The sequence below is a fragment of the Paenibacillus sp. FSL K6-1330 genome (assembly GCF_037976825.1).
Lineage (GTDB): Bacteria > Bacillota > Bacilli > Paenibacillales > Paenibacillaceae > Paenibacillus_AQ.
In genome coordinates this window covers 6576165-6600170 of sequence record NZ_CP150269.1, presented here as the reverse complement: position 1 = coordinate 6600170, position 24006 = coordinate 6576165, and the positions used below count along the sequence as shown (strand labels likewise).

Sequence of the window (24006 nt, the reverse complement as noted above, 5' to 3'; positions counted from 1 at the left end):
TATGCCGAATTCGTGGATTGATTTTCTCCCTACGCTGCTAAAAGGGGCGGAGATCACGATTGTGGTAGCTTTCTTTTCAGCCATCCTTGCGGTCGTGATGTCCTTTGCAGCCGGGTTATGCCGACTGTCGAAGCTGTGGATCATTCGCACATTGACAGCCGTGTACGTGGAAGTCTTTCGGGGAACCTCCTTGCTGGTGCAGCTGTTTTGGTTGTATTTCGCTCTTCCGTTCATCGGCATCGAGCTGCCGAAAATGTTGGCGGCCATCCTTGCGATCGGGCTAAACTTCGGCGCATACGGCTCGGAGATCGTCCGAAGCGCTGTGCTGGCCGTTCCGAAAGGACAGTGGGAGGCCGCTTTAGCGCTTAATCTGAAGCCTTGGCAAAGGCTGTTGAATGTGATATTGCCTCAAGCTTCCTTGCGAATGCTTCCCCCTTTCGGGAATCAGCTTGTGGAACTCATCAAATCCACCTCATTGGTTTATTTCATCACCATGGCGGATTTGACGTATCAGGCGATGGTGCTCCGCAACAATTACATCTCCTGGACGACCGAGATTCTGGTACTGCTGCTCCTCATGTATTTTGTCATTGCTACGCTCGTATCGCTGGCAGTTCGACTGCTGGAGCGTAAATGGACAGCGGGGAGGTTATAGACATGTGGGACTGGAACTATGTGTGGGATATCCTGCCGCAGCTCTTGAGTGCGTTAAAGATGACGGTATGGGTGACGATCTGCGCTTTCGTGGTGGCATTAATCATCGGATTGCTGCTTGCCTTTGCGACGCGGAGCCGATTTAAGCTGTTGTCGCTTATAACCAAAGGAATCATTGAATTTATTCGCAATACACCGCTGCTGGTTCAGGTCTTCTTCCTGTATTACAGTCTGCCGCTCCTAACGGGAATTTCCATTCCGGCCTTCTATGCCGGGGTCATCGGTCTCGGGCTGCATTACAGCACCTATCTGTCCGAGGTGTACCGTTCCGGAATCGAGGGAGTGCCGAAGGGGCAATGGGAGGCTGCCACAGCACTGAATTACACGAAAGCTAAAACCTGGCGAAGTATTATCCTGCCGCAAGCGGTGCCGCCAATCATTCCGGTACTGGGCAATTATTTAATTGTCATGTTTAAAGAAACGCCGATTCTATGCGCCATCACGCTGGTGGAGATGATGCTGACGGCCAAAAATATCGTGTCGCAGTCGTTCCGTGCATTTGAGCCGTATACGCTGGTCGGGATTCTGTTCCTGATCATCAGTTATATCGCATCTTTGCTTGTGCAAAGGCTGGAAAAACGTTTGAATCTGCAGCGTGGAAAATAAAGGAGGGAGTCTATTGAATGCCGTTGTGATCGATGAGCAAGCGGAAGCTTCGAAGGTACCGCAGCAGGGGAACAATCCCGCTACGGGTACCAAGCCGATTGTGAAATATACGGGCGTGACCAAGTCGTTTGGTGATCTCCAGGTGCTTAAAGGCATCGATCTGGAGATGCAGCCTGGAGAAAAGGTGGCTGTGATCGGTCCAAGCGGATCGGGCAAAACGACAATGGGCCGGATGCTGATGACGCTGGAAGAACCCACCGAAGGAACCATCGAGGTTGATGGCGAGCTGCTCTGGCATATGGAAGAGAAAGGGAAGCTGGTTCGGGCCAGCGAAAAGCATTTGCACCGGATGCGATGCAACGTCGGCATGATCTTCCAGCATTTTAATCTGTTCCCGCACATGAATGTACTTCGCAATGTGACGGAGGCCCCGCGTAAGGTGCTGGGTTTATCCAAGGAAGAGGCGGAGGAGCGGGCCGTCTCCATGCTAAGCAAGGTCGGTTTGGCCGACAAGCTGAAGATGTATCCGTCCAATCTGTCCGGGGGGCAGAAGCAGCGGGTTGCCATCGCCAGAGCGCTGGTCATGCGGCCGAAGGTAATGGTGTTTGACGAGGTCACCTCGGCTCTTGATCCGGAGCTGGTCGGCGAGGTGCTGGAGGTCATTCGGGAAATCGCGGATGAAGGCGAAATGGCCATGATGCTGATTACGCATGAGATGGATTTTGCGAAGGAAATCGCGGATCGGGTCATATTCGGAGCCGATGGAAGGATCGTTGAGCAGGGCACGCCGGAGGAGATATTCGATAATCCCCAGAGCGAGCGACTGCAGAGCTTCCTGCAGCGATTCCGTTCCAACGGAAATTAGTTCTGGAAAGAGGTGATGTATAGAATGGCTGTGGATACCGAAACCGAAATTGTTTACCGAAGACCGGAAGCACGGGATGGCACCCGGGTGTGGGAGCTCATACGCGACACCGGATCGCTTGATCTGAACTCCCCTTATTGTTACATGCTGCTTGGAGATTACTTCCATGATACCTGCATGATCGCCGAGCATGAAGGAGATATCATCGGTTTTATTTCCGCCTTCCGTTCTCCTCGTAATCCGGAGACGCTGTTCGTATGGCAAGTGGCCGTTGCTAATTCGCATCGGAGGCAAGGCATTGCCAAGGCGATGCTGACAGGTCTCATGAATCAGAAGGCATGCCATGGTGTCCGTTATATTGAAGCTACGGTATCGCCGAGCAACATGGCGTCCCGTCGTTTGTTTCTCGGTTATGCCGAGGAGAAATCCATTCCCAGCACCGTAACCGTAGGTTATGGAGCAGAGATGTTCCCTGATGGGACATCTCATGAAGATGAGCCGTTATTCGTGATTGGCCCCTTTTTCAATGACATTTAAACAAATGGAGGGAACTATGGACAACCAAGTCATGGAGAAACCGAAGCTTACTGTGTTTAACAAGCTGGAATCGGAAGTAAGAAGTTATTGCCGGAGCTTTCAGACCGTTTTCGACAAGGCACGGAATGCGAAGCTGTGGGATACGCAGGGCAATGAATACATTGATTTTTTTGCGGGAGCCGGTGCTTTAAATTACGGACATAACAATGAGAAGATTCGCGAGAAACTGGTCGACTACATTCTGAGGGACGGCGTCACGCATAGTCTGGATATGGCTACGGATGCAAAGGAAACGTTTCTGACCCGATTTCAGGAAGTCATCCTGAAGCCGCGCGGGTGGGATCACAAAGTGATGTTTCCCGGTCCGACCGGAACGAATGCCGTAGAGGCAGCGCTCAAAATCGCCCGCAAAGTGACGGGGCGCAGCACCGTTCTATGCTTCACGAATGCCTTTCATGGCATGTCGCTGGGATCGCTGGCGGTTACCGGCAATTCCTTCAAACGCCAAGGCGCAGGCGTGGATCTGAGCCATTCGGTATTTATGCCTTATGACGGTTACTTTGGCGATGACGTGGATACGATGGCATATATGGAGAAGCTTCTGGATGATCCGGGAAGCGGCATTCCGCTTCCGGCTGCGGTGATCGTCGAGGCGGTGCAGGGGGAAGGCGGATTAAACGCCGCCAGCCGGGAATGGCTGCAAAAGCTGACACGCATCTGTAAGGATAAGGGGATGCTGCTTATTTTGGATGATATCCAGATGGGCTGCGGCAGAACCGGGCCGTTCTTTAGTTTTGATGATGCCGACATTGAGCCGGATATCGTATGTCTCTCGAAATCGATTGGCGGCTTTGGCTTGCCGATGGCGATTACGCTGATCAAGCCGGAGATCGATATATGGGAGCCGGGGGAGCACAACGGTACCTTCCGGGGCAATAATCTCGGATTCGTGGCCGCGGCCGAAGCGCTGAATTATTGGAAAACGAAAGATTTTCAGCTCGATATCGGCATTAGGGAGAATCGGATTCGCCAATCATTGGAAGGCGTTGTGAAGGATTACCCTAAGCTCGTCGGCGATATTCGCGGCAGAGGCATGATTCAGGGGGTTGCTTTTGATAAGCCGGAACTTGCAAGCAGACTGTCCGAGATCGCTTTCGAGCAAGGATTGATTATGGAAACGTCGGGTCCGCACAGCGAAGTGGCAAAGCTGATGCCGCCGCTGACGATTGAAATGAACACATTGACACAGGGATTGGGGATATTTGAGAACAGTATGAAACAATTAGCTGCAGAGGAGAGGTTGTCATGATTGTTAAACATTTGGAAGAGATCGTGGATACCAAGGACGATATCGATACCAAGACATGGAATTCGAGAAGGCTGCTGCTCACCAAGGACGGCATGGGTTTCTCTCTCAATGATACCCTCATCAAGGCCGGAACGGAGACGCTGATCTGGTACAAAAACCACGTCGAAGCCGTGTATTGCATCGAAGGGGAGGGGGAGATCGAGGTTATCGGGGGTGAAACCTACCCGATATCCCCAGGGATGATGTACGCGCTGGACGGTCATGAGAAGCATTATTTGAGAGCCCGTTCGCAGATGCGGATGGTCTGCGTATTCAATCCGCCGCTTACCGGTGCTGAAGTTCACGATGAGGAAGGAACCTACCCGCTGCTCGCCCCAATTTCAGATTAAGGAGATGATATGCGATGAGTAATAATCATGTGTCGGCCCTTCAGGAAAAAGAACTGGACGTTTATCCTTCAAGAGTGCATGCGGAGCCCCGAATCCTAAAGAGACAGGATCCTGTCGTTCATTCCGAATGGAGTCCGGATGCAGCGTTAACGCAGGAGCAATCCGACTTCTATGAGCGCAACGGATATTTATTCCTGGAAGACTTTTTTGGTCGAGAGGAGCTGTCGAAATATCAGGCGGAAGCCCGCAGTTTGCAGGTAACGGCAAGAGAATCGGACAAGGATGAAGTGATCCGGGAGCCGGGCGGGAATGAAGTGCGGTCGGTATTCGCGGTGCATGAGAGCCATGAAGTGTTCAAGAAGCTATCCCAGCATCCGAGACTCCTGGCGATTATGGAATACCTCTTGGGAGGCGAGACGTATATCCATCAATCCCGAATTAATTACAAGCCGGGCTTTACGGGCAAGGAGTTCTATTGGCACTCCGATTTCGAAACGTGGCATGTCGAGGATGGCATGCCACGCATGAGAGCGTTGAGCTGCTCCATTGCCCTGGAGGATAACTACCCTTATAACGGACCGCTTATGGTTGTGCCGGGGTCGCATAAGGAATTCGTGGCCTGCATCGGCCAAACGCCGGAGGATCACTTCAAGGATTCCCTGCGTAAGCAGGAGTACGGTGTTCCGGATCATGACAGCCTGACAAGCATGGTGAAGAAAGGCGGTATCGACACGCCGGTTGGCAAAGCGGGCTCAATCGTGATTTTTGACTGCAACATTATGCACGGTTCGAACAGTAACATTACGCCGATGCCGCGCAGCAATATTTTCATGGTTTATAACAGCGTGGAGAACAAGGTCAAGCAGCCGTATTCGGGCCAGAAGCCAAGACCGGAGTATATCGCCACTCGTGATTCTCAATGATCTCGCTGACACTTATCGGTTCCATCATCGGCATCAACGTAGTCTATGTCTCGATCTTTTCGCTGCGGCTGATTCTGATGATCAAAGGCAGAAGGGGGATCGCCTCCCTTCTGGCCATGCTGGAGGTATTCGTCTACCTGCTCGGCCTCAATCTCGTCCTGCAAAATCTGGACAATCCTTTTAATATGGCGGCCTATTGCCTGGGCTTCGGCCTTGGCGTATATGCCGGCAGTCGGATCGAGGAATATTTGGCACTCGGATACATCGTGGTACAGGTTATCGTTAATTCCGTTGAGACGAACCTGGCGATGAACCTGCGGGAGAAAGGATATGGCGTGACCGCCTGGGAAGCGGACGGCAAGGATGGCAAACGGCTCGTGCTTCAAGTGCTCGTGAAACGGAAGAACGAGCGGCGGTTGATGGAGTCACTATCCAAAATGTCGCCGCAGGCGTTCATTATCTCCCATGAACCGAAAAGTTTCAAAGGCGGCTTCTGGGTACGATTGACGGAAGGACGCAAATTGAAATTGTAGAACACATGTAATAGGAAAGCCTGCCTTGGAACCCGATTCTGAAGCAGGCTTTTTGGGTGCAGTATTTGCCGGCCTGATACCCGATATGGGATTTCCGGATCAGGGGCGAGGGGCGATTGCCGCTATGCTTCGAGTCATTCAGGTAAGAACCAACTCCTGCTCACTCTGGTACCAAAAAAAAGCGTAGTCGGTCATCGCGGAGGAGCTTCCGAGCTGGCGCATCATGGCGGCAATATTTCCACGATGGTACGTGCCGTGGTTCACGACATGAAGCATAATCTCGGACAGGCGGGTATCCCGGATCCCGGCATAAGGATTATCCAATCGGATGATCCGTTCCAGGTCAGGATTATGGCTGAGAAAAGCCGTGAATCGCTCTGACAGCTCGATAAACCGGAGGTTTAGGTCCTCCAGTGAAATGGACTCAAGCTCGTCTCGGAGCTGGAAGGCCTCCGTTAAAGCATGGTTCATGTCCATTCCGGATAAAATGTTCATCCATCCGAGATCCGCCGTGTAGATGTGAATCAACGCTTCGGATACGGTTGGGAAAATGCTCGTTATTTTCCGATTGTACAATTCGCCCGGCAGTTCCAGCAGGCGGTTGAATATCGCTTGGTTGGCCCATACATGGTACTCATACATTTTGACAGGATAGTTCATCGTGATCGTCCCCTTTGGCTTCGTGTTTTGCTTTCTTGGGAACATTGTAAATAAAAAAGTATGACAGCGGACTGTCATACTTATGCGTAAACCTTCAGCATTTTTTCTAATTTGGATTGCATGCGCGTCCTTAAGTCAGCGGGCTCAATGATCTCGATATCCTCGCCAAAGCTCAGCAGGGTAGACCAGAACCACCAGGAATCCGGATGTTCGACCTTGAACGTGAGACGGAGCGAGCCGTCATCATGAAATTCCCGCTGCACATCATAGAATTGATCCATTGCTTTGGCCAAGGCCCGGGGGGATACGTGAAGGATAACTTCTATCGCATCGGATGAAGGTTTCCAGCTGTGCTGCTCCCCTCGGTGGAACGGATTCTGCTCTTGAAGATGGGGCCCGTGCGTGTGCTCCTCTGAATGCTGATGTTGAAAGGGCTCGGCGGATGGGGACAGCTCCGACATTCTCGAAATCCGGAATTCGCGGTAATCGGCTCTGGTTCTGCAGAAGCCGTACAAATACCAGGATCCGAATTTATACATGAGTCGCAGAGGTTCGACTTTACGGCGAATGCGTTCATTCTTGGCGCTTATGTATTGAAAGGAGATCACATGCTTGTCGGTAATGGCGCGGCGAAGGAGACGGAGGCTTTCGTTGTAAGAGCGCCAGCTCCCGATATCCATGGACAATCCCTGCGATGCGGAATTGCCGGAACGGTCTATGGTTTGCAGACGCTGAATGGTATCCATGGCCCGTTCATCCTCAAACACCGTTGACATGCTGTGCAGGATGGTGATCAGGGCGCTGACATCGTAAGAGCCGAGCAAGCTTTTGTCCATCTTGTATTGCTCCATAATGCCATACCCGCCGTTCACCCCTTGATACGATACAACCGGAATGCCGGCTGCGCAGATCGCATCGATGTCGCGGTATATGGTTCTTTGGGACACGTTATATTTCTCTGCCAGGGCAGACGCGGACAGGATCTCGTTGTTCAGCAGCATGTAAATCATGGATATGAGCCGCTCCAGTTTCATATCGGTTCAACTCCTCCTGTCTGTTTGGGATCTATTCTCCAATGATTCCGTATTATATCATAGGTTTTATGAATATACTGCAGGCGATAGTTCGTTCATGCGGAGTGGCCGGAACCTGACCGGCAGTTGTTCCATTCCCACCCATTTTGCCGTACAATATAGGAAATCCCATAATACAAGGAGAGTGAGCCTCATGGCCCGTACCAAAACGCAAAAATCGCTCCGCAAAGCGGAACGTGCCGGAACATGGTCAGCCGTCTCGATGAGAAAGACCAACGAAGATTACAGTTCGCTGTCACAGCATGTGAGAGTGAAGCCGACGAAACAGGAACAATTGAATAAGATTAAGCACAGAAAGCGGATCGGAGACGATGGCGCTTTTTTTGTTGGTTTCGGAGGATGTGATATAGTACGCTAGAGAGGTTAGTTCGGAATGGAGGTTTATGATGGCGAAGCAAAAATATTATGTAGTCTGGGTAGGTAAAGTGCCCGGAATTTATACAAGCTGGGGCGAATGCCAACAGCAGGTCAATCAGTTTACAGGTGCGAAGTTCAAGGCGTTCGAATCCCGAAGCGAAGCGGAACAGGCTTATGCGGCAGGTTATAAAAATTACTGGGGGCAGCAGTCCGGAAGCAAGCCCGGCAGCTCAGGCTCCAAGAGCTACAAGCGCATCAGCGCATCAGCCGCTGAAGAACCGGGCGAGATCGATTATGACAGCATCTCCGTAGATGTGGGGACGCGAGGAAACCCTGGACCTGTCGAGTATAAAGGCGTGGATACGCAGACGGGAGATATTCTGTTCTCGTGCGGACCGATTTCGAAGGGAACGAACAATCTCGGAGAGTTTCTGGCCATCGTCCACGCGCTGGCTTACCTGAAGAAAATGGGCAGCACCAAAACGGTGTACAGTGATTCCATGAATGCACTCAAATGGCTGAAGCAGAAGAAGGTGGCCACCACGCTTCCGCGCGACGCGTCAACCCAAGAGATCTGGGATCTGGTGGACCGGGCCGAGCACTGGCTTCGAACCAATACATATGAGAACAAGGTGCTGAAATGGCAAACGAAGAGCTGGGGAGAGATTAAGGCCGATTACGGGCGCAAATAAAGAGGGATTACAGAAGAGAAACGTCCGAAGTTTTATAAAAAGCCGTAGTTTTATAGCAACGTATTTATCGCGTCTGGGCGGCACCTTACAATAAGCGAAGACAGGGAGGAGGCTTCCTTGTCTTCGCTTTTTTGATATGCCATTGACCCTAGGATTCAAGTGCAAAAAAATCCAAATCAACGCATGTGGATAATGCAAACTAAGGACGCTTACTTCACACCGGAAGGACTGTGTATAACATTATGAATGGCTTCGTTATACACAGAGTTATAAACATTATCCCCGTTCATTCTGCACAAATCGAATTTCGATCATATATTTCATGGTAGTTATCCAGCGTTTGTGAACAAATGTGGAGAAGTGCAAGCATAACTCCCCATTAACTGGTGGGAGGAGACCGGTTATCCCCAAAACCGGAGGTAGCCGTTACGCTTGCAGTGGATCTATCCACAATAGGGCGACTGTTATACCGTGAGCTTAGCCACGAGTACACTTCACCTTATTCCTTCTCGCGGACCTGCTTATAGTATTGATTGGGGGACATACCGACATATTTTTTGAACACCTTGCTGAAATAGAACGGATCCTCCAGGCCGGTCAGATAACCAATCTCCCCAAAGCTGAGGTGGGTGGCCTCGATTAACTCCTTGGCATGATTGATTCGAACCTGATTCACATAGCGCATGATCGTATGGCCGGTAAGCTTGACGAACACTCGATTGATGTAATCATAGTTGCATTCGAATCGCTGCTCGATCTCCGAGCTGATGATTTTCTCGGCGTAATGTTCATGGATGTAGTCGAGCAGTGCATGCACCTTCATATAAGACTTGGTGTGCGGGCTGTTCTTCTCCAGCTCATCGAACAGGCTCTCACGGGACAGCTCGATCAGCATTTCCATGAATTTGAGCGCGGTCAAACTGCGGTTAAAGTGCTTCCGTCTGTATAGCTGCAGCATTTCGCCGAGGGCATGGTACATGTGATGAAGGCTTTTTTTCTGGGTTAGCGTGCAGGTCTTGGGGAAATATAGCTGCCTGCTGTCATCTTTGCCTGCCGTTTGGTTCTCCCCCATGATCCATTGCTTGGCTAGCAAGGACAAGGGCCGCTCGGGGGCTTGATGAATATCGGGGTGTTCAAAATGAATATAGTAGTAGTCACAGGGACGTTTCTGTGTTCCCTCGTGGTCCAGATGCGGTTCAAGGACCAGTAAGTCGCCTTTCTTGAGCACATGGGAAACGCCGTTCTCCCGCATATGAAGCTCGCCGCTCTTCACGAAATACAGAATATACTCGTGTGTGTTCCGCTTGAAATGAATCCAGGGGTTCTTGTAGGAGACAAACCCCATCAGTTTGATCCTTGGCACATAGTCAGCGTTCATCGATAGCACGAATTCCACCCTCTCTCCCAAAAAAACGCGAAGTCGTTTTTGTACAAAAAGAGTAACTTTCACACATTCCCGTTCATTGTAACACAGCCTATACTTGGGATGAATGTATAAGAGGTCGCTTTATTTCAATATTAAAGGAGGCCACTACCCTTGGCTAATATCAATGTAACGGTATGGAATGAATACCGGCACGAGAGACATAATGATCAGATCGCTAAGATTTACCCTGAAGGCATCCACCGTACGATTGCTGATTTTCTGGGAAAGGATGCACAGTTCGTTGTACGCACCGCCGTACTGGATGATCCGGAACACGGCTTGACGGATGAGGTGCTCGCTTCAACGGATGTTCTGATCTGGTGGGGGCATGTGGCTCACGGCGAAGTGCGGGATGATATCGTGGAAAAAGTGCGCCAGCGCGTACTGGACGGCATGGGGATCATCGTGCTGCATTCCGGTCACGGCTCGAAGATCTTCCAGCGCCTTCTCGGCACGAATACAGGCGCACTGAAATGGCGCGATGACGGTGAGAAGGAGCGGTTATGGATCATCGATCCCAGCCATCCGATTGTTAGCGGACTTGGAGAATATATCGAGGTTCCGCAGGAAGAAATGTACGGTGAGCGCTTTGAGATCCCGGCACCGGATGAACTGGTGTTTGTCTCCTGGTTCGAAGGTGGCGAGGTATTCCGCAGTGGCTGCTGTTACAAGCGCGGACGCGGCAAGCTGTTCTATTTTAGACCGGGACATGAAGCATTTCCGACCTATCATCAACCTGAAATTCAGCAGGTAATTACGAATGCCGTGGCCTGGGCGGCACCGATCCAAGGTGCGAAAGCTTCTTATGGCCGGGTATCTCCGCTGGAATACAAAGCATTCATCTAAAGTTTTGCCTCGCTAGACGACATCCGTATGAGGGTTGAAGTACACCCCTTGGAATGGAGATTGGATTAAACCTTGGGTTTAACCGATTTAAATTCTTAGGGGTGTATTTTTATTGGCTGAAGGCACAGAGCTTATCCGATTTAACGGGCATGTCATTCGTAAACGGTAAAGCTGCAGAATCAGGGATCATCTCTGAGAGAAATCAGTATATAGGTGCCAGAGGATTGGTGCATCCGACATTTTATGCTATATTAATCTGAAATTCGAGTGAAAATGGGTGAGCCAGTCATGAACTATTGGATGGATCGTTTGCATGCCATGGAACTAAAGACTAAGCTGATGCTGCTGTTTCTTCTGATTGCGGTCATCCCTCTCGCAGTGTTAGGTATTTTCTCCATTCGTAAAGCCTCTAGTGAAATCCAGACCAAAGCCAATGAAATCATTCTGGAAAACCTATCTCAAATCAACTACAGCCTTAATTACTTCGTCGAAGATATTGAACAGCTGTCCATGTATCTGTACAGCAACAAAGACATTCAGGATATTCTGTCCAAGCCGGCTGCTCGAAGCGTGGAAGAGAAATACCGCGACCAGCAGACGGTCGCTGCCATTTTGAACAGCTTCCTCGGTTTTAAATCATGGGATATCCAGCTGTATGTGCTCGGAGAGAACGGAGACCGTTACTTTACGGGAAAATTTATACCAAGCTCCTATCTACGTTATAACGCGGATTGGGGGCTTTTTCGTAAAGCAAGGCTGGCAGGTGGCGATGTTGTCTGGGATAGCCATTATTCCTTGAAAAAATTCGAGGATTACGGGACGGTCCTCAGCTCTGGCCGATTACTTAAGCAGATTGATACCGGCAAACCGCTGGGGTATTTCATCGTGGACATTATGGAGCCTGCCCTCGCGGATAAATATGAAAGGGCTTACCGGTATGACGGGGGAGAAGTGTATCTTTTGGATGACAAAGGATATATCATTTCCAGCCATCTCTCCAAACTGGAGGTCGGCACGCGCCTCGAGAAACCTTACCTTTCCACCATTCTGCAAGAAAGAAAGGGATTCTTCCGAATAATGGAACAGGATATTGAACATATGGTGATTTATGATACATCCGATACCCATGGTTTTAAATTGATCAATGTGGTTCCTGTAAGCGCTTTAACCGGTGAGAGCGCCAGCATTCGCAATTTCACGATATTCATTGTCATATTCGGAGTGTTGATCTCTTACTGCACGGCCTTCTTGCTGTCCGATTACATTACCCGACCGCTCCACAAGCTGCGTCGACTAATGAGGCAGGTTGAGAAGGGAGACCTTGAGGTCACCTTCGATTCGAAGTACCGGGATGAGGTTGGTCATCTTGGCGGAAGCTTTAACCGGATGCTTCAGAGGATCAAGGAATTGATTAACCAGGTGTACGAGAAGCAGCTAAAGGTGCAGGAGGCGGAGATCAAAGCGATTCATGCCCAGTTCACCCCCCATTTTTTGTACAATGCGCTGGATTCCATTAATTGGATGGCGCGGATTCACAGGATCGAGGTGATCAGCAGCATCGCGGTTTCGCTGGGCAGCCTGCTGCGCTTCAGCATCCGGCGAGGAAATACCGTTATCCCCATTCGTGAGGATATGCAGCAAATTCGCAATTATCTGACAATCCAAGAAATTCGTTATCGGGATAAAATTACGATTTCGGTGGAGATCGAAGAAGGCATTCTGGATTTATGCATCCCCAAATTGCTAATTCAGCCGCTGGTGGAGAATGCGATCAACCATGGACTCGAGATGAAAGCCGGTCAGGGTAGTCTGCTTATCTCCGGCCGATTGGCGGGAGAGCGGGTGCTGTTCGTGGTGGAGGATAACGGACTCGGGATAGCTCCGGATAAACTGCAGCGCATCCTGCGGGGAGAGTACGTTTCCGGTGAGGAGACCAGCACGACCGGAATCGGACTTCATAATCTCTTGCGGAGGCTGGAACTGCATTTTGGACATGCCTACGTTCTGCATATTGATAGCTTGCCGGGTCAAGGGACTAAGGTCAGTCTAAGTATACCGATTATACGGGAGGCGGTAAGCGATGTTTAAAATTCTGATTGCCGATGATGAATGGATGATCCGCGAAGGATTGAAGCAGACGATCAATTGGGAGGCACTGAATTGTGTTCTGGTCGGTGAAGCGGCGGACGGAGAACAGGCTGTGCAGCAAATTCAGGCGTTTCAACCGGATATTCTCATCTCTGACATTCGAATGCCCGGCATGGACGGTCTTGAGTTGGCATGGTCCGCCCAGGAGTTCTGTCCAGAGCTGAAGGTGATTTTTCTTACCGGATTTGATGACTTTGTTTATGCCCAGCAGGCGATCAAACTCAAAGCCTCCGATTTTGTGTTAAAGCCGACAGATCCCGATACGTTGGTAAAGGCAATTGACAAGGTATGTAAGGAGCTTGTCCGGACGAGGCAGCATGCCAGCGTGATGGAGCAGCTGCAGAGTTGGAAAAGGGATAGGGAATCACTCGTTGTTCAGAAGCTGATTCATGACAGCATGCTCGGAATCACGGATACGGTCTCCTTGGAGATGCTGAAGGAATGGCTGGAGGAGACTGCCGGCTTACAGAAGATACGGGTTGCCGTGGTACAGATGGAGGAAGAAGGCGAGGAGCGGCGGCATGAGCGGTGGCTGCATATAAAGGAACGGTTGTATGCCCGCATTTACGGTCCCTTGATTATGATAGATGAACTGCAAAGAGCGTGCATTATTCCCGATGACGAAGGGGCAGTGGGCATGTTGAAGGAAACCGTCACCGGATTTGGCAAAGCGCTGGTCTATGTCGGGGTAAGTCTCTCATATGGGGGGCTTGAGCAGCTGGACCGAGCATATCAGGAAGCGTTAGAGGTTGTCAGGCATAGAGCAGCAAGTAAACAGAGCGGGGTGTCCGTATACGGTGACATCGAACATCTGGATAATGCTGCCGTGCATTTTGCCGAAGGGTTCCGGCAAGTAGAGGCGTATATCCAGCATAATTTTAACGAAGATATCAGCCTGCAACAGCTGGCTGCCCGGTTTCACTTGAGCGAGGCGCATTTCAGCCGTCTGTTCCGCAAACGGCTTGGTGTAAGCTTTATAGAATATTTAACCCGGTTAAGAGTAGAGCAGGCAAAGAGATTGCTGGGGGACGAGAATGTGAGAATTTATGAGGTTTCGCTTGCCGTGGGGTATCAGGATTCCCGTTATTTCAGTCAAATTTTTCGTAAATATACTGGAGAAACGCCGACGGAATATCGTAAAAGAATGCTGGAATCACATGGAATGTAATATTTGTGTAAGAAAATTGGATGAAGAAGGCCTTTGAAAGCTAAAGGCCTTCTTTTTTAAACGCTTACATTCACGCAATTAAGCAAAAAATTAAACATTTATGCAATTTTGTCTCGTTGAGAGGTGGAAGCCTGACAGGTATAGTAAATTCGTGGAAGGGAAAATAACACAAAAATAAGGGGGATACAAAAAAATGGTGAAAAGATGGCTTACCGCAATCGCTAGTGTGATCATTTTGTTAGGTGTTATTACAGCTTGTGGTGCTCCTGCGACCGAAGGCAAGGGGGAGTCCGATTCCTCGAATTCCAATTCGAATTCCAGCGCGGGTACGGGAAAGCTGACCATTTATTCGCCGAATGCAGCCGAAATCAACAACCCGATTATCAAAGAGTTTCAGGATCGGACAGGTATATCCGTGGATCTGATCTCCGGCGGTACAGGGGAATTGCTGAAGCGTGTGCAGGCTGAGGCAAGCAATCCGCTCGGGGATATTTTTTGGGCAGGAGGAGCCGATTCCTTGGCATCATTTAGCGAATATTTCGAGCCGTATCAAACAAACGAGAAGGGTGATATTTTCCCGGGCTATCTGGATCCGTCCAACTATTGGACACCGTTTAACGCTCTCCCGATGGTAATCACTTACAACAAAGAGCTGGTATCCGAGGATGAGCTGCCTGCATCTTGGGAGGATCTGCTGGATCCCAAGTGGAAGGGGCAGATTGCATTTGCCGATCCAGGCAAGTCGGGCTCCTCCTATACGCAATTGGTGACCATGCTGACGGCTTTTGGTAAGGACGACGAGCAGGGGTGGGAGTATGTCAAGAAACTTGTGGCCAATATGGACGGCAAAATTTTGTCGGGTTCCAGTCTGGTCCAACGCGCGGTACCTGACGGTGAGTTTGCTCTCGGCATCACACTGGAAGATGCTGCGCTGCGGTACATGGAAGGCGGCTCGCAGATCGGCATTATTTATCCGAGCGAAGGCACTTCGGCTGTACCTGATGGGGCTGCAATCATCAAAGGAACCAAAAATCCGGATGAAGCGAAGCAGTTTATTGATTTTATTGTCAGCAAGGATGTGCAGGAACTGGTGCAAAAGGAGTTTAAGCGCCGCTCGGTTCGAGATGATGTAGAACCGGTGGAAGGCTTGCCTCAGACTGCGGACATCGAACTGGTTGATTACGACTTTAGCTGGGCTTCAGATAACAAAGAAGCCGTTATCAGTAGATTCAACGATATTATGATGGGCAAGGAATAGAGCACAAAGGTGGGGGGATGGCTGGCTGATCCGTGGGCAGTCGTCCTCTCGGATATGGAGGCATTCATGAGTCAAGTGGTATTCGATCATGTTACAAAATACTTTGGAGAGAACAAGGCGGTTAATGATGCGCATTTTTCAATAAACGAAGGGGAGTTTTTTACCCTGCTGGGACCGAGCGGCTGTGGGAAAACCACTCTTCTCCGAACGATTGCCGGCTTCTATAAACAAGAGGAAGGGGATATCTACTTTGGCAGCCGAGTCATTAATGACGTGCCTACCCATGAGCGCAATATCGGGATGGTATTTCAGAATTACGCGATCTTCCCCCATTTGAGTGTGTTTGACAATGTGGCCTACGGGCTTCGCGCCCGGAAAATTTCGAAACGGGACATCGAGAGCCGGGTGATGGAAGCGCTGGAGATGGTGGAGCTGGCCGATCTCCGAGACAGGATACCCGGTAACATGAGCGGGGGACAGCAGCAGCGGATTGCTCTGGCAAGAGCAATTGTCATCCGTCCCGCACTGCTGCTAATGGACGAGCCGCTGTCCAATTTGGATGCCAAGCTCCGGGTGAAAATGCGGACCGATATCCGTCAATTGCAAAAGGAGCTTAATATCACCACTATTTATGTGACGCATGACCAGGAAGAGGCGCTCGCCGTTTCGGACCGGATCGCAGTACTGAGCGAGGGAGTCATCCAGCAGATCGCTTCCCCGAGGGACATCTATCAATACCCCCGGAATCAGTTCGTGGCCAATTTTATCGGTACTTCCAACTTTCTGGAAGGAACCTGCACGCCTGAATCGGGCGGTGACGACGGGATCGGAACAATACGATTGCTCGGCAAAGAGACGCAGCTGCCAATCAAACAATCTTATTCAGGCAAAGTGATTTTTTCAATTCGTCCCGAGCGGGTGCAGATCAGCGCGGAACCAAGTCCCACTTTTGCTTTTGAAGGAATCGTTCAAGCTGTCAGCTTCTTGGGCGATAAGGTGAGTTACTTAATGAAGCTTGAGGACGGGACCTTTATCGATGTACATGATTATCCGGGCAAAACCCTAAGTCTGTTTCAGGAGAAGCAACGGTTGTTTCTGGATTTTCAGCTTCAACGGTCCGTTATGTATGACAGCGTTGGCCTGGAGGTGATCTATCGTGCAGGCGAAGCTTAAGCCCGTCGGGTCTCCGACCGTTGGACAGCGTCTGCTGCTCAGAAGATGGGATTTCTGGACGTTTGTAACCGTATGTGTGTATATCTTCATGCTGGTGTTCATTATTTACCCGCTGGTGTCCCTGCTGTTAAACAGCTTTATCGGCAAGGACGGGAGCATAACCCTGCAGAACTACCTGGATTTCTTTCAGCTCAAGTATTACCATCAGGCTCTGCTGAACAGCTTTCTTGTATCAGCGTTGGCAACCGTGCTGGCGATTCTGATCGGCACCCCGCTAGCCTACATCGCAACAAGATACGACATCAAATGCAAAGGCTTGATGCAGATGATGGTGATTATGTCTCTGCTATCTCCGCCATTTATCGGAGCGTATTCATGGATTTTATTGATGGGCAATAACGGCTTTGTTACGAGGTTCATCCGGGAGTTGGGGATTGATATTCCTTCTATCTACGGCTGGCACGGGATTGTCATCGTATTTGCCCTGCAATTCTACCCTCATATTTTCCTGTATGTATCCGGTGCACTCAAGACGATCGATACTTCGTTGGAAGAAGCATCCGAGAGTCTGGGAATGACAGCATGGAATCGTTTGCGAACCGTGACGCTGCCGCTCATATTTCCTACGCTGTCGGCAGGGGCACTGATGGTATTTATGGCTTCATTTGCCGATTTCGGCACGCCAATGCTGCTTGGGCAGGGCTATAAAGTGCTGCCGATTCTGGCCTACGAGCAATTTATCAGTGAGATGGGCGGCAATCCCGCAATGGCCAGCACGCTGAGTGTTGTCATGATCTTTTTCTCAACGGCCGTTTTGTTTGGTCAGCGGTATTTTGTATCCCGCAAAAATTATTCCATGACCGGCATGCGAACCCCGACAGTGAAGAAGCTGAAGCGGATGCCAAAGGTTCTGTTGACCGTGCTGGCATTTATTCCAGCCTGTATATCCATTATGCCCCAGCTGACCGTGCTTGTGACCTCCTTCCTTGCGAAAAAGGGACCGGTGTTCCATAGCGGATTCAGTCTAGACAGCTATAAAGAAGTGTTCTTCCGTGTGCCCAAAGCGATCATGAATACGTACTCTTACTCTGTGTTGTCCATCATCGTCATGGTTATTGCTGGCATGCTCATCGCTTATATTCTCGTGCGGCGAAGGTCCAAATTCACGGCTTTTATCGACGGCATCATTATGATTCCCTATATCATGCCGGGCACCGTGCTTGGTATAAGTCTGATCATTGCCTTTAACAAGCCGCCGATAGTGCTGACCGGAACATGGATCATCCTTGTCATTGCCTACGTGATACGAAAAATCCCGTACACGATCAGGTCGAGTACGGCGGTTCTTCACCAGCTGGACCGAAGCGTGGAAGAGGCTTCGATCAGCCTTGGCGTGCCGCCGATGAAAACTTTCTTCAAAACGACGGGCCGGCTGATGGCGCCAGGCGTTATATCCGGAGCCATCCTCAGCTGGATTACAACGATTAATGAATTAAGCTCCACGCTTGTTCTGTATTATGGAGCAACGGCGACCATATCCGTCACGATCTACAGTGAGGTTTTTACCTCCAATTACGGCACCGGCGCCGCACTTGCCTCTATTCTTACGGTGACTACGCTTATATCGCTGCTGATTGCGAACAAGTTGTCGGGCAGCAAGGGGTTGTCCTTGTAACTTATGCTTGCGATGCTCGATTTGGTAGTTCTCCTTCAATATTGCTTCCTTTTATAATGTAAAAAAAGGAGGGGTGCATGCTGGAGCGGAAAAATCGGATTTGGAGCAAGAATGGGCTGATCTGGATTGTCTTTGTACTGATTATTGCCGGAAGTCTGGTCGTTTACTCGACTTATTTCCGGCGGCTCGGGCATCCGCCGGAGCAGAGAATCAAGGAAATTGAGCGAATGGAATGCTGGATTTACAGCAGTGAATGGGAACCGATACTTAAGTCCTTGCAGGCTCGTTATCATGAAGTGGAGATGAATGTGCGCACCTTCCAATCGTATGAGGCGCTGCATTCGGAATTGTCAGCTGCCATCTCTGCAGGACGTGCTCCGCAAATTGCGGAATTGAACAATGCCTACGGTCTGGCGGAATGGGCAGAAGACGGGGCGCTCGTGCCCATCAAACTGCCAGGTGAGACAACGGACCTAACGGCTTCAGCCCGCAATGCGTTCACGTTTCAAGGTAAGCTGTGGGCGATGCCTGCCGGTGCATCGATTCCGGTACTTTACTATAATCAAGACAAGCTTCGAAACGCAAGTTTTCAGAGAGAACTGGAATTTGCGGATCTTGAGCAATTAAATGAAGAGATTTCAGGCTGGGTGAGAGGTCTGAACCATCGCAATGCGTCCATTAAGTGGAAGCAGGTAATGGCTGTGGATGAGAATTTGGCCTTTGTTTTTTTGAATATGTGGGGCCATCCGGCAGAAGAGGAGAGGGGAGAGCGGCTGCTTGAACTTCTCGGGGCATGGAACAGGCTGGTGTTTGATTCCGGTGTGATGTTTCCTCTGGAGCACCGACTGGCTCTGAGTGAATTCATGGACGGACAGATTCTGCTTCTGGTATCAAGCTCGCAACATATGCAGTGGATGGATAAGTATATTGCAGGCAAGTTCAATTATGGCGTAGTTCCTCTGCCGGGAGCAGTGGACCAAGGGGTCTCGCCGGGCTTTAGCGCTTTCGCCGTGCTTGCCGGGGGAGGCAACAGAGAACTGGCGCAGGAGCTTGTTAACCACATCGCTTCCCCGTATATACAGGACACTTTGCTGGATGCGACAGGCTATATGCCGGTCCGTCAAGACAGCCTGGACTCGCTGGCGCGGCAAACAGCGGAGGGGACCCGTTATAACATGTTGTTACGGCTGGTCGGGAATGATGACGGGATTGCACCAATGTCTGACGATTACAGACGTTGGAACCGAATCGATGAAACACTGAAAGCCTTGGAGATAGAGCGTAGACCGGATCTGGAGCAGAAGGCGGCCGATCTGCTGCCCCTTCTTCCCTGATCTGTCATACAGAGATTGGAGAACGAGATCATATGCGGGGGAGCTCCGTGGGAGGGATATGAAAACATGATGAAAGTGCAAAATTTGTCGATACAGGGGAGCGGTATCTGGAACGAGGATGCGCTTATTATCAACGATCAGCTGCAGATATACGGCGTTATAGACGGTGCCACTTCGTTGGTGCCGTTTCGAGGCTCAGAGGGGGAGACTGGCGGACGGATTGCCTCGCAGTTGTTAAAGCGATACTTTGAGCAGATTTCACCGGAAGAAAAGCGTAATCTGGAGCAGTTGACCCGTGAGGCCAATCGCATATTGGGAGTGGAAATGCAGGCGCACGACATACCGACCGATTCCAAGGATCAGTTATGGACGGCGGGAATTGCAGTGATCCGGATTACTGACCATTATATCGAATATGCTCAATCAGGCGACTGCATGATTATGGGTGCCTATGCTGACGGGTCTGTGCGCATGGTGACACGGGACCATGTGGCGCATATTGATTATGAATCCAAGCTAATCTGGGAACAGGCCGTCCTGGCCGGAGTCCAGTCGAAGGATCAATTATGGGAGTTGGTGAAGCCCCGCATTCTCAAGAATAAAGAAAAAATGAATACGGCCAGAGGCTACTCCGTTCTGAATGGACGCTCGGACGCGGAGGATTTCATTGAGTACGGCAAGATTAACCGGATTCAGCTTGAGGAGCTGCTGCTCCATACCGACGGACTCTATTATCCTGAAAAATTGGTGAATGGGGGCAGATGGACCTCCGAGGAAATTTTGTTCCGCAATATTAAGTCGCGGGGACTGAAAGAGTATGCCGATTGGCTGGTGGCGTTGGAACATAGCGATCCGGAATGTATTACCTATCCACGATTTAAATTGTCTGACGATAAATCTGCGGTTTTGATCAGACTGGGGTAACCTTAGTTCAAGATATATGCCAGCTCCAACTCGCTATCGAATTTTGTGTCAGATCACGTTATAATGTACCCAATTCGGTTACGACATAAATAAAAGTGGGTTGGATCATGGATCAGGATAAACAGCGCCTAAGCATTGAGGCGGCAAGATTGTACTATATGTCGGATTACAGCCAGCAGGATATCGCGACAAGACTCGGCGTTTCACGTCCTACGGTCTCCAGGCTGCTTCAGCACGCCAAGGAGCAGGGCTATGTGCAGATCAGCATTGTGGACCCTCTCGAGGACCTGGACGCTTTGGGCGAAGGAGTGAAGAAGAAGTACGAACTGGAACAGGTGCTGGTGAGTTATTCCCCCATCAATGAATACCGCGAAATTCAGAAGCATATCAGCAAAAGGGCAGCCGATTACCTTCACGAAACGGTTCAGGATGCTGATATTATCGGCGTGACCTGGGGAACGACCATGCATGCCGTGGCACTTCAGCTGCAGCAGAAGCCCGTTCGGGGCGTAGAGGTCGTGCAGTTGAAGGGCGGTGTCAGCCACTCGCATGTGAACACGTACGCCGCCGAGATTGTCAATCTTTTTGCTGAGGCGTACCACACGATGGCGAGATATTTGCCGCTGCCCGTCATCTTTGATACCACTGAGCTGAAAGAAATGGTGGAGCGAGACCGGCATATCCAGCGGATTATCCAATTAGGCAAACAAGCCAACATCGCCATGTTCACGGTCGGTACTGTTCATGAGGACGCACTTCTGTTTAGGCTCGGCTATCTTAGCAAGGAAGAACAGAAGCTGCTGCAGAAGATCGGTGCGGGCGATATTTGCTCTCGTTTTTTTGATGCGGAGGGCAGGGTGTGCAGCGAGAATATTAACAATCGTACGGTGGGCATCGATTTGGATGATCTTCGGCACAAGGAGAAATCCATTCTCGTCGCAGGCGGGCAGCGAAAGGTAGATGCCATTCGAGCGGCGCTGGTCGGTAAATATGCAAACATTCTGGTGACGGACCAGTTCACGGCGCAAGCCTTGTTATCATGAAATGCTCAACTTGATGTGGATAATGAAATAGACACCTCGTTTTAGGGAGATTTGAAGCCGATACAGCTTCGCGCTCGCCTGGATGAGGTGTTTTTTAATGCGTTGAAATTAGCTCTCTATACAGGAAGAGGGGCTTCTTTTCTGTTTATGTTTACCTTGATCGGGTATAGAGCATAGTAAAAGGAATGAATTGTTAGATTATTCCTGAATGATGAATTGTCGATCAGCGAACAATGATATATATCATTGCAATAAATGGGAATGAACATATTTTCAATATGCATTTTACATATGTTCAGGTCTGTGATATGATGGTCCCGTCTAAATGATTAAGCGTTATGATAGCGCTTTTACAAGATTGCAAAAAAAACAGATTAAGGAGTGTTTTAACCAGATGAATATAGCAGGAATGATCGACCACACGCTCTTGAAGGCGGATGCAACCCAAGCCGAGATTACGAAAATTACGGATGAGGCCAAAAAGTACGGATTTGCTTCGGTTTGTGTGAACCCGACTTGGGTATCCTACTGTGCTGAGCAGCTAGCGGACACCAACGTCAAAGTATGCACGGTCATCGGTTTCCCACTGGGAGCTGCGACATCCGCGGTAAAAGCTTTTGAAGCGAAGGACGCTATCGCTAACGGGGCCAAAGAGGTTGATATGGTCATCAACATTGGAGCGCTTAAAGATCGTAACGATGAGTTTGTACTGAACGATATTCAGGCTGTAGTGGACGCGGCGAAAGGCAAAGCTCTGGTTAAAGTCATCATTGAGACAAGCCTTCTGACGGAGGAAGAAAAGGTGCGTGCAAGCAAGCTGTCTGTGCAAGCGGGAGCCGATTTCGTGAAGACGTCAACAGGGTTCTCCACGGGCGGAGCGACGCCGGAAGACGTTGCCCTGATGCGCAAGACCGTTGGCGAGAACACCGGTGTGAAGGCTTCCGGCGGCGTACGCAGCAAGGAAGACATGGACCGCATGATTGAAGCGGGTGCAACGCGTATCGGTGCGAGCTGCGGCGTGAAAATCATGGAGGGCGGCCAATCCAGCTCATCCTACTAATGTCTTGGCCATTTTCGATTGTCGATGATTCGGTAGCCGAGTAATATCAAAAAATTCACCTATGGGGGAGCAACGACGATGAAATATTTAATCGCCATACTAGGTTTGCTGGTCGTATTCGGTCTTGCGTTCCTTGTCAGCAATGATAAGCGCCACATCCGTTACCGTCCGCTGGCTGTCATGATTGGGCTGCAGCTGATCCTTGGATTTATACTGCTGAACACCAATGTCGGCGAGTATCTTGTTAAAGGGATAGCGAATACGTTTAAAGCGTTGCTTGACTACGCCGGAGCCGGAATCGGGTTTGTATTTGGCGGCTTTGCCATTGAAGGTGATGGTCCGTTCTTCTTGAATGTCCTGCTGCCAATCGTGTTTATTTCCGCTTTGATTGGTATACTTCAATATATTAAGGTACTGCCGTTTATCGTAAGATATATCGGTCTCGTCTTGAGTAAAGTCAACGGCATGGGTAAGCTGGAGTCTTACAATGCGGTAGCTTCAGCGATCCTGGGGCAATCCGAAGTGTTTATTTCGGTAAAAAAACAGATCGCGTTAATTCCGAAGCACCGTATGTATACGCTCTGTGCTTCCGCGATGTCCACGGTATCGATGTCGATCGTCGGTGCTTACATGAGCATGATCGAGCCACGGTACGTGGTGACCGCGCTTGTACTGAACCTGTTTGGCGGATTTATCATTGCTTCCATCGTCAATCCTTACAAGGTGGATAAGGAAGAGGATATCCTGGAGGTGCAAGAAGAGGAGAAGCAATCCTTCTTCGAGATGCTGGGCGAGTACATCATGGACGGTTTCAAGGTAGCGATTACCGTTGCAGCGATGCTCCTTGGTTTCGTTGCTTTAATCGCGATGATCAACGGCATTTTTGATATTATTTTCGGAATCACCTTCCAGGAGCTGTTAGGATATATTTTTGCTCCATTTGCTTTTGTCATGGGCGTGCCTTGGAAAGAAGCAGTGGATGCAGGCAGCATCATGGCTACGAAGCTGGTATCGAATGAGTTCGTTGCGATGCTCGATCTGGCCAACTTCACGAATATGTCCGAACGCACCGTGGGTATCGTATCGGTATTCCTGGTGTCCTTTGCGAACTTCTCCTCGATCGGCATCATTGCCGGCGCAGTTAAAGGCCTGAACGAGAAGCAGGGGAACGTGGTTGCGCGTTTCGGTCTCAAGCTGTTGTACGGCGCAACGCTGGTGAGCGTGCTGTCGGCCACGATTACTGGACTGTTCCTGTAAGCCAGGTTTGAAGGA

General features: G+C 50.1%; 24 protein-coding genes. 21 read left to right on the top strand and 3 right to left on the bottom strand.

Annotated elements, in window-relative coordinates:
* Position 1 precedes the first annotated feature (1 nt).
* From ehuC to NYE54_RS30095, 8 genes are read left to right on the top strand one after another with little or no spacing between them, the layout of a single operon-like run.
* Positions 2–655 (top strand): ectoine/hydroxyectoine ABC transporter permease subunit EhuC, encoded by a 654-nt coding sequence (gene ehuC, locus NYE54_RS30130; protein WP_339268252.1) that lies wholly within the window; start codon positions 2–4, stop codon positions 653–655.
* Between the two features lie 2 nt (positions 656–657).
* Complete coding sequence (gene ehuD / locus NYE54_RS30125) at positions 658–1320, top strand: ectoine/hydroxyectoine ABC transporter permease subunit EhuD (protein WP_339268250.1); 663 nt, start codon at positions 658–660, stop codon at positions 1318–1320.
* Positions 1321–1333: 13 nt separating this feature from the next.
* Positions 1334–2185 carry an ectoine/hydroxyectoine ABC transporter ATP-binding protein EhuA gene (gene ehuA, locus NYE54_RS30120; protein ID WP_339268248.1) on the top strand — a complete coding sequence of 284 codons (852 nt, stop codon included), beginning with the start codon at positions 1334–1336 and terminating at the stop codon, positions 2183–2185.
* Positions 2186–2209: 24 nt separating this feature from the next.
* Positions 2210–2722, top strand: a complete 513-nt coding sequence (gene ectA / locus NYE54_RS30115) for a diaminobutyrate acetyltransferase (protein ID WP_215161873.1) — start codon at positions 2210–2212, stop codon at positions 2720–2722.
* Between the two features lie 16 nt (positions 2723–2738).
* On the top strand, positions 2739–4031 hold the full coding sequence (ectB, locus tag NYE54_RS30110) for a diaminobutyrate--2-oxoglutarate transaminase (RefSeq protein WP_339268245.1): 1293 nt from the start codon (positions 2739–2741) through the stop codon (positions 4029–4031).
* On the top strand, positions 4028–4420 hold the full coding sequence (locus NYE54_RS30105) for an ectoine synthase (protein WP_076325310.1): 393 nt from the start codon (positions 4028–4030) through the stop codon (positions 4418–4420). Before ectB ends, NYE54_RS30105 begins: the two co-directional genes overlap by 4 nt.
* A gap of 14 nt (positions 4421–4434) precedes the next feature.
* On the top strand, positions 4435–5343 hold the full coding sequence (thpD, locus tag NYE54_RS30100; protein ID WP_339268243.1) for an ectoine hydroxylase: 909 nt from the start codon (positions 4435–4437) through the stop codon (positions 5341–5343).
* Positions 5340–5876, top strand: coding sequence for a DUF2179 domain-containing protein (locus tag NYE54_RS30095; RefSeq protein ID WP_076325312.1), 537 nt, complete (start codon positions 5340–5342; stop codon positions 5874–5876). Before thpD ends, NYE54_RS30095 begins: the two co-directional genes overlap by 4 nt.
* A 138-nt stretch (positions 5877–6014) precedes the next feature.
* Here the strand turns inward: NYE54_RS30095 and NYE54_RS30090 are convergent, their stop codons facing one another.
* Together NYE54_RS30090 and NYE54_RS30085 are read right to left on the bottom strand one after the other, a co-directional pair.
* On the bottom strand, positions 6015–6536 hold the full coding sequence (locus NYE54_RS30090; RefSeq protein ID WP_339268241.1) for a DinB family protein: 522 nt from the start codon (positions 6534–6536) through the stop codon (positions 6015–6017).
* An 80-nt stretch (positions 6537–6616) separates the two neighbouring features.
* Positions 6617–7570 carry a YafY family protein gene (locus NYE54_RS30085; protein WP_339268239.1) on the bottom strand — a complete coding sequence of 318 codons (954 nt, stop codon included), beginning with the start codon at positions 7568–7570 and terminating at the stop codon, positions 6617–6619.
* Between the two features lie 193 nt (positions 7571–7763).
* Here NYE54_RS30085 and NYE54_RS30080 point away from each other — a divergent pair, with 193 nt between their 5' ends.
* Both NYE54_RS30080 and NYE54_RS30075 read left to right on the top strand, forming a co-directional pair.
* Positions 7764–7988, top strand: a complete 225-nt coding sequence (locus NYE54_RS30080) for a hypothetical protein (protein WP_076325315.1) — start codon at positions 7764–7766, stop codon at positions 7986–7988.
* A 28-nt stretch (positions 7989–8016) separates the two neighbouring features.
* The gene (locus NYE54_RS30075) at positions 8017–8679 is read left to right on the top strand and encodes a ribonuclease H family protein (protein ID WP_339268236.1); all 663 of its coding nucleotides are present in this window, start codon (positions 8017–8019) and stop codon (positions 8677–8679) included.
* A gap of 499 nt (positions 8680–9178) precedes the next feature.
* Here NYE54_RS30075 and NYE54_RS30070 read toward each other — a convergent pair whose 3' ends face one another.
* A complete protein-coding gene (locus tag NYE54_RS30070; protein WP_339273697.1) occupies positions 9179–10057 on the bottom strand; it encodes an AraC family transcriptional regulator in 879 nt (292 codons plus the stop codon).
* A gap of 159 nt (positions 10058–10216) precedes the next feature.
* On the opposite strand from NYE54_RS30070, the gene NYE54_RS30065 reads away from it, so the two are divergent.
* The 11 genes from NYE54_RS30065 to NYE54_RS30015 all read left to right on the top strand — a co-directional run bounded on the left by NYE54_RS30065 (position 10217) and on the right by NYE54_RS30015 (position 23991).
* Positions 10217–10951 carry a ThuA domain-containing protein gene (locus NYE54_RS30065; RefSeq protein WP_339268234.1) on the top strand — a complete coding sequence of 245 codons (735 nt, stop codon included), beginning with the start codon at positions 10217–10219 and terminating at the stop codon, positions 10949–10951.
* Positions 10952–11239: 288 nt separating this feature from the next.
* Complete coding sequence (locus NYE54_RS30060; RefSeq protein ID WP_339268233.1) at positions 11240–13039, top strand: sensor histidine kinase; 1800 nt, start codon at positions 11240–11242, stop codon at positions 13037–13039.
* Positions 13032–14267, top strand: coding sequence for a response regulator (locus tag NYE54_RS30055; protein WP_339268231.1), 1236 nt, complete (start codon positions 13032–13034; stop codon positions 14265–14267). Before NYE54_RS30060 ends, NYE54_RS30055 begins: the two co-directional genes overlap by 8 nt.
* Before the next feature lie 193 nt (positions 14268–14460).
* Positions 14461–15525 carry an ABC transporter substrate-binding protein gene (locus NYE54_RS30050; protein ID WP_076325320.1) on the top strand — a complete coding sequence of 355 codons (1065 nt, stop codon included), beginning with the start codon at positions 14461–14463 and terminating at the stop codon, positions 15523–15525.
* Between the two features lie 66 nt (positions 15526–15591).
* Positions 15592–16698 (top strand): ABC transporter ATP-binding protein, encoded by a 1107-nt coding sequence (locus NYE54_RS30045; protein WP_339268229.1) that lies wholly within the window; start codon positions 15592–15594, stop codon positions 16696–16698.
* Entirely contained in the window at positions 16682–18373 is a 1692-nt protein-coding gene (locus tag NYE54_RS30040) for an iron ABC transporter permease (protein ID WP_254778282.1), read from the top strand. Before NYE54_RS30045 ends, NYE54_RS30040 begins: the two co-directional genes overlap by 17 nt.
* A gap of 77 nt (positions 18374–18450) precedes the next feature.
* Positions 18451–19707, top strand: coding sequence for an extracellular solute-binding protein (locus NYE54_RS30035; protein WP_339268224.1), 1257 nt, complete (start codon positions 18451–18453; stop codon positions 19705–19707).
* Between the two features lie 66 nt (positions 19708–19773).
* Positions 19774–20631: a protein phosphatase 2C domain-containing protein gene (locus NYE54_RS30030; RefSeq protein WP_339268222.1), complete on the top strand. Its 858-nt coding sequence runs from the start codon at positions 19774–19776 to the stop codon at positions 20629–20631.
* A 107-nt stretch (positions 20632–20738) separates the two neighbouring features.
* The gene (locus tag NYE54_RS30025) at positions 20739–21674 is read left to right on the top strand and encodes a sugar-binding transcriptional regulator (protein ID WP_076325323.1); all 936 of its coding nucleotides are present in this window, start codon (positions 20739–20741) and stop codon (positions 21672–21674) included.
* Between the two features lie 394 nt (positions 21675–22068).
* On the top strand, positions 22069–22734 hold the full coding sequence (deoC, locus tag NYE54_RS30020) for a deoxyribose-phosphate aldolase (protein ID WP_076325324.1): 666 nt from the start codon (positions 22069–22071) through the stop codon (positions 22732–22734).
* Positions 22735–22812: 78 nt separating this feature from the next.
* Positions 22813–23991: a NupC/NupG family nucleoside CNT transporter gene (locus NYE54_RS30015; protein ID WP_339268220.1), complete on the top strand. Its 1179-nt coding sequence runs from the start codon at positions 22813–22815 to the stop codon at positions 23989–23991.
* Positions 23992–24006 lie beyond the last annotated feature (15 nt).

Excerpts from the sequence above, each read along its gene's own strand:
- ehuC (WP_339268252.1), top strand. The coding sequence starts at position 2 with ATGCCGAATTCGTGGATTGATTTTCTCCCTACGCTGCTAAAAGGGGCG.
- ehuD (WP_339268250.1), top strand. The coding sequence starts at position 658 with ATGTGGGACTGGAACTATGTGTGGGATATCCTGCCGCAGCTCTTGAGT.
- ectA (WP_215161873.1), top strand. The coding sequence starts at position 2,210 with ATGGCTGTGGATACCGAAACCGAAATTGTTTACCGAAGACCGGAAGCA.
- ectB (WP_339268245.1), top strand. The coding sequence starts at position 2,739 with ATGGACAACCAAGTCATGGAGAAACCGAAGCTTACTGTGTTTAACAAG.
- NYE54_RS30105 (WP_076325310.1), top strand. The coding sequence starts at position 4,028 with ATGATTGTTAAACATTTGGAAGAGATCGTGGATACCAAGGACGATATC.
- thpD (WP_339268243.1), top strand. The coding sequence starts at position 4,435 with ATGAGTAATAATCATGTGTCGGCCCTTCAGGAAAAAGAACTGGACGTT.
- NYE54_RS30095 (WP_076325312.1), top strand. The coding sequence starts at position 5,340 with ATGATCTCGCTGACACTTATCGGTTCCATCATCGGCATCAACGTAGTC.
- NYE54_RS30090 (WP_339268241.1), bottom strand. The coding sequence starts at position 6,536 with ATGAACTATCCTGTCAAAATGTATGAGTACCATGTATGGGCCAACCAA.
- NYE54_RS30085 (WP_339268239.1), bottom strand. The coding sequence starts at position 7,570 with ATGAAACTGGAGCGGCTCATATCCATGATTTACATGCTGCTGAACAAC.
- NYE54_RS30080 (WP_076325315.1), top strand. The coding sequence starts at position 7,764 with ATGGCCCGTACCAAAACGCAAAAATCGCTCCGCAAAGCGGAACGTGCC.
- NYE54_RS30075 (WP_339268236.1), top strand. The coding sequence starts at position 8,017 with ATGGCGAAGCAAAAATATTATGTAGTCTGGGTAGGTAAAGTGCCCGGA.
- NYE54_RS30070 (WP_339273697.1), bottom strand. The coding sequence starts at position 10,057 with ATGAACGCTGACTATGTGCCAAGGATCAAACTGATGGGGTTTGTCTCC.
- NYE54_RS30060 (WP_339268233.1), top strand. The coding sequence starts at position 11,240 with ATGAACTATTGGATGGATCGTTTGCATGCCATGGAACTAAAGACTAAG.
- NYE54_RS30055 (WP_339268231.1), top strand. The coding sequence starts at position 13,032 with ATGTTTAAAATTCTGATTGCCGATGATGAATGGATGATCCGCGAAGGA.
- NYE54_RS30050 (WP_076325320.1), top strand. The coding sequence starts at position 14,461 with ATGGTGAAAAGATGGCTTACCGCAATCGCTAGTGTGATCATTTTGTTA.
- NYE54_RS30045 (WP_339268229.1), top strand. The coding sequence starts at position 15,592 with ATGAGTCAAGTGGTATTCGATCATGTTACAAAATACTTTGGAGAGAAC.
- NYE54_RS30035 (WP_339268224.1), top strand. The coding sequence starts at position 18,451 with ATGCTGGAGCGGAAAAATCGGATTTGGAGCAAGAATGGGCTGATCTGG.
- NYE54_RS30030 (WP_339268222.1), top strand. The coding sequence starts at position 19,774 with ATGATGAAAGTGCAAAATTTGTCGATACAGGGGAGCGGTATCTGGAAC.
- NYE54_RS30025 (WP_076325323.1), top strand. The coding sequence starts at position 20,739 with ATGGATCAGGATAAACAGCGCCTAAGCATTGAGGCGGCAAGATTGTAC.
- deoC (WP_076325324.1), top strand. The coding sequence starts at position 22,069 with ATGAATATAGCAGGAATGATCGACCACACGCTCTTGAAGGCGGATGCA.
- NYE54_RS30015 (WP_339268220.1), top strand. The coding sequence starts at position 22,813 with ATGAAATATTTAATCGCCATACTAGGTTTGCTGGTCGTATTCGGTCTT.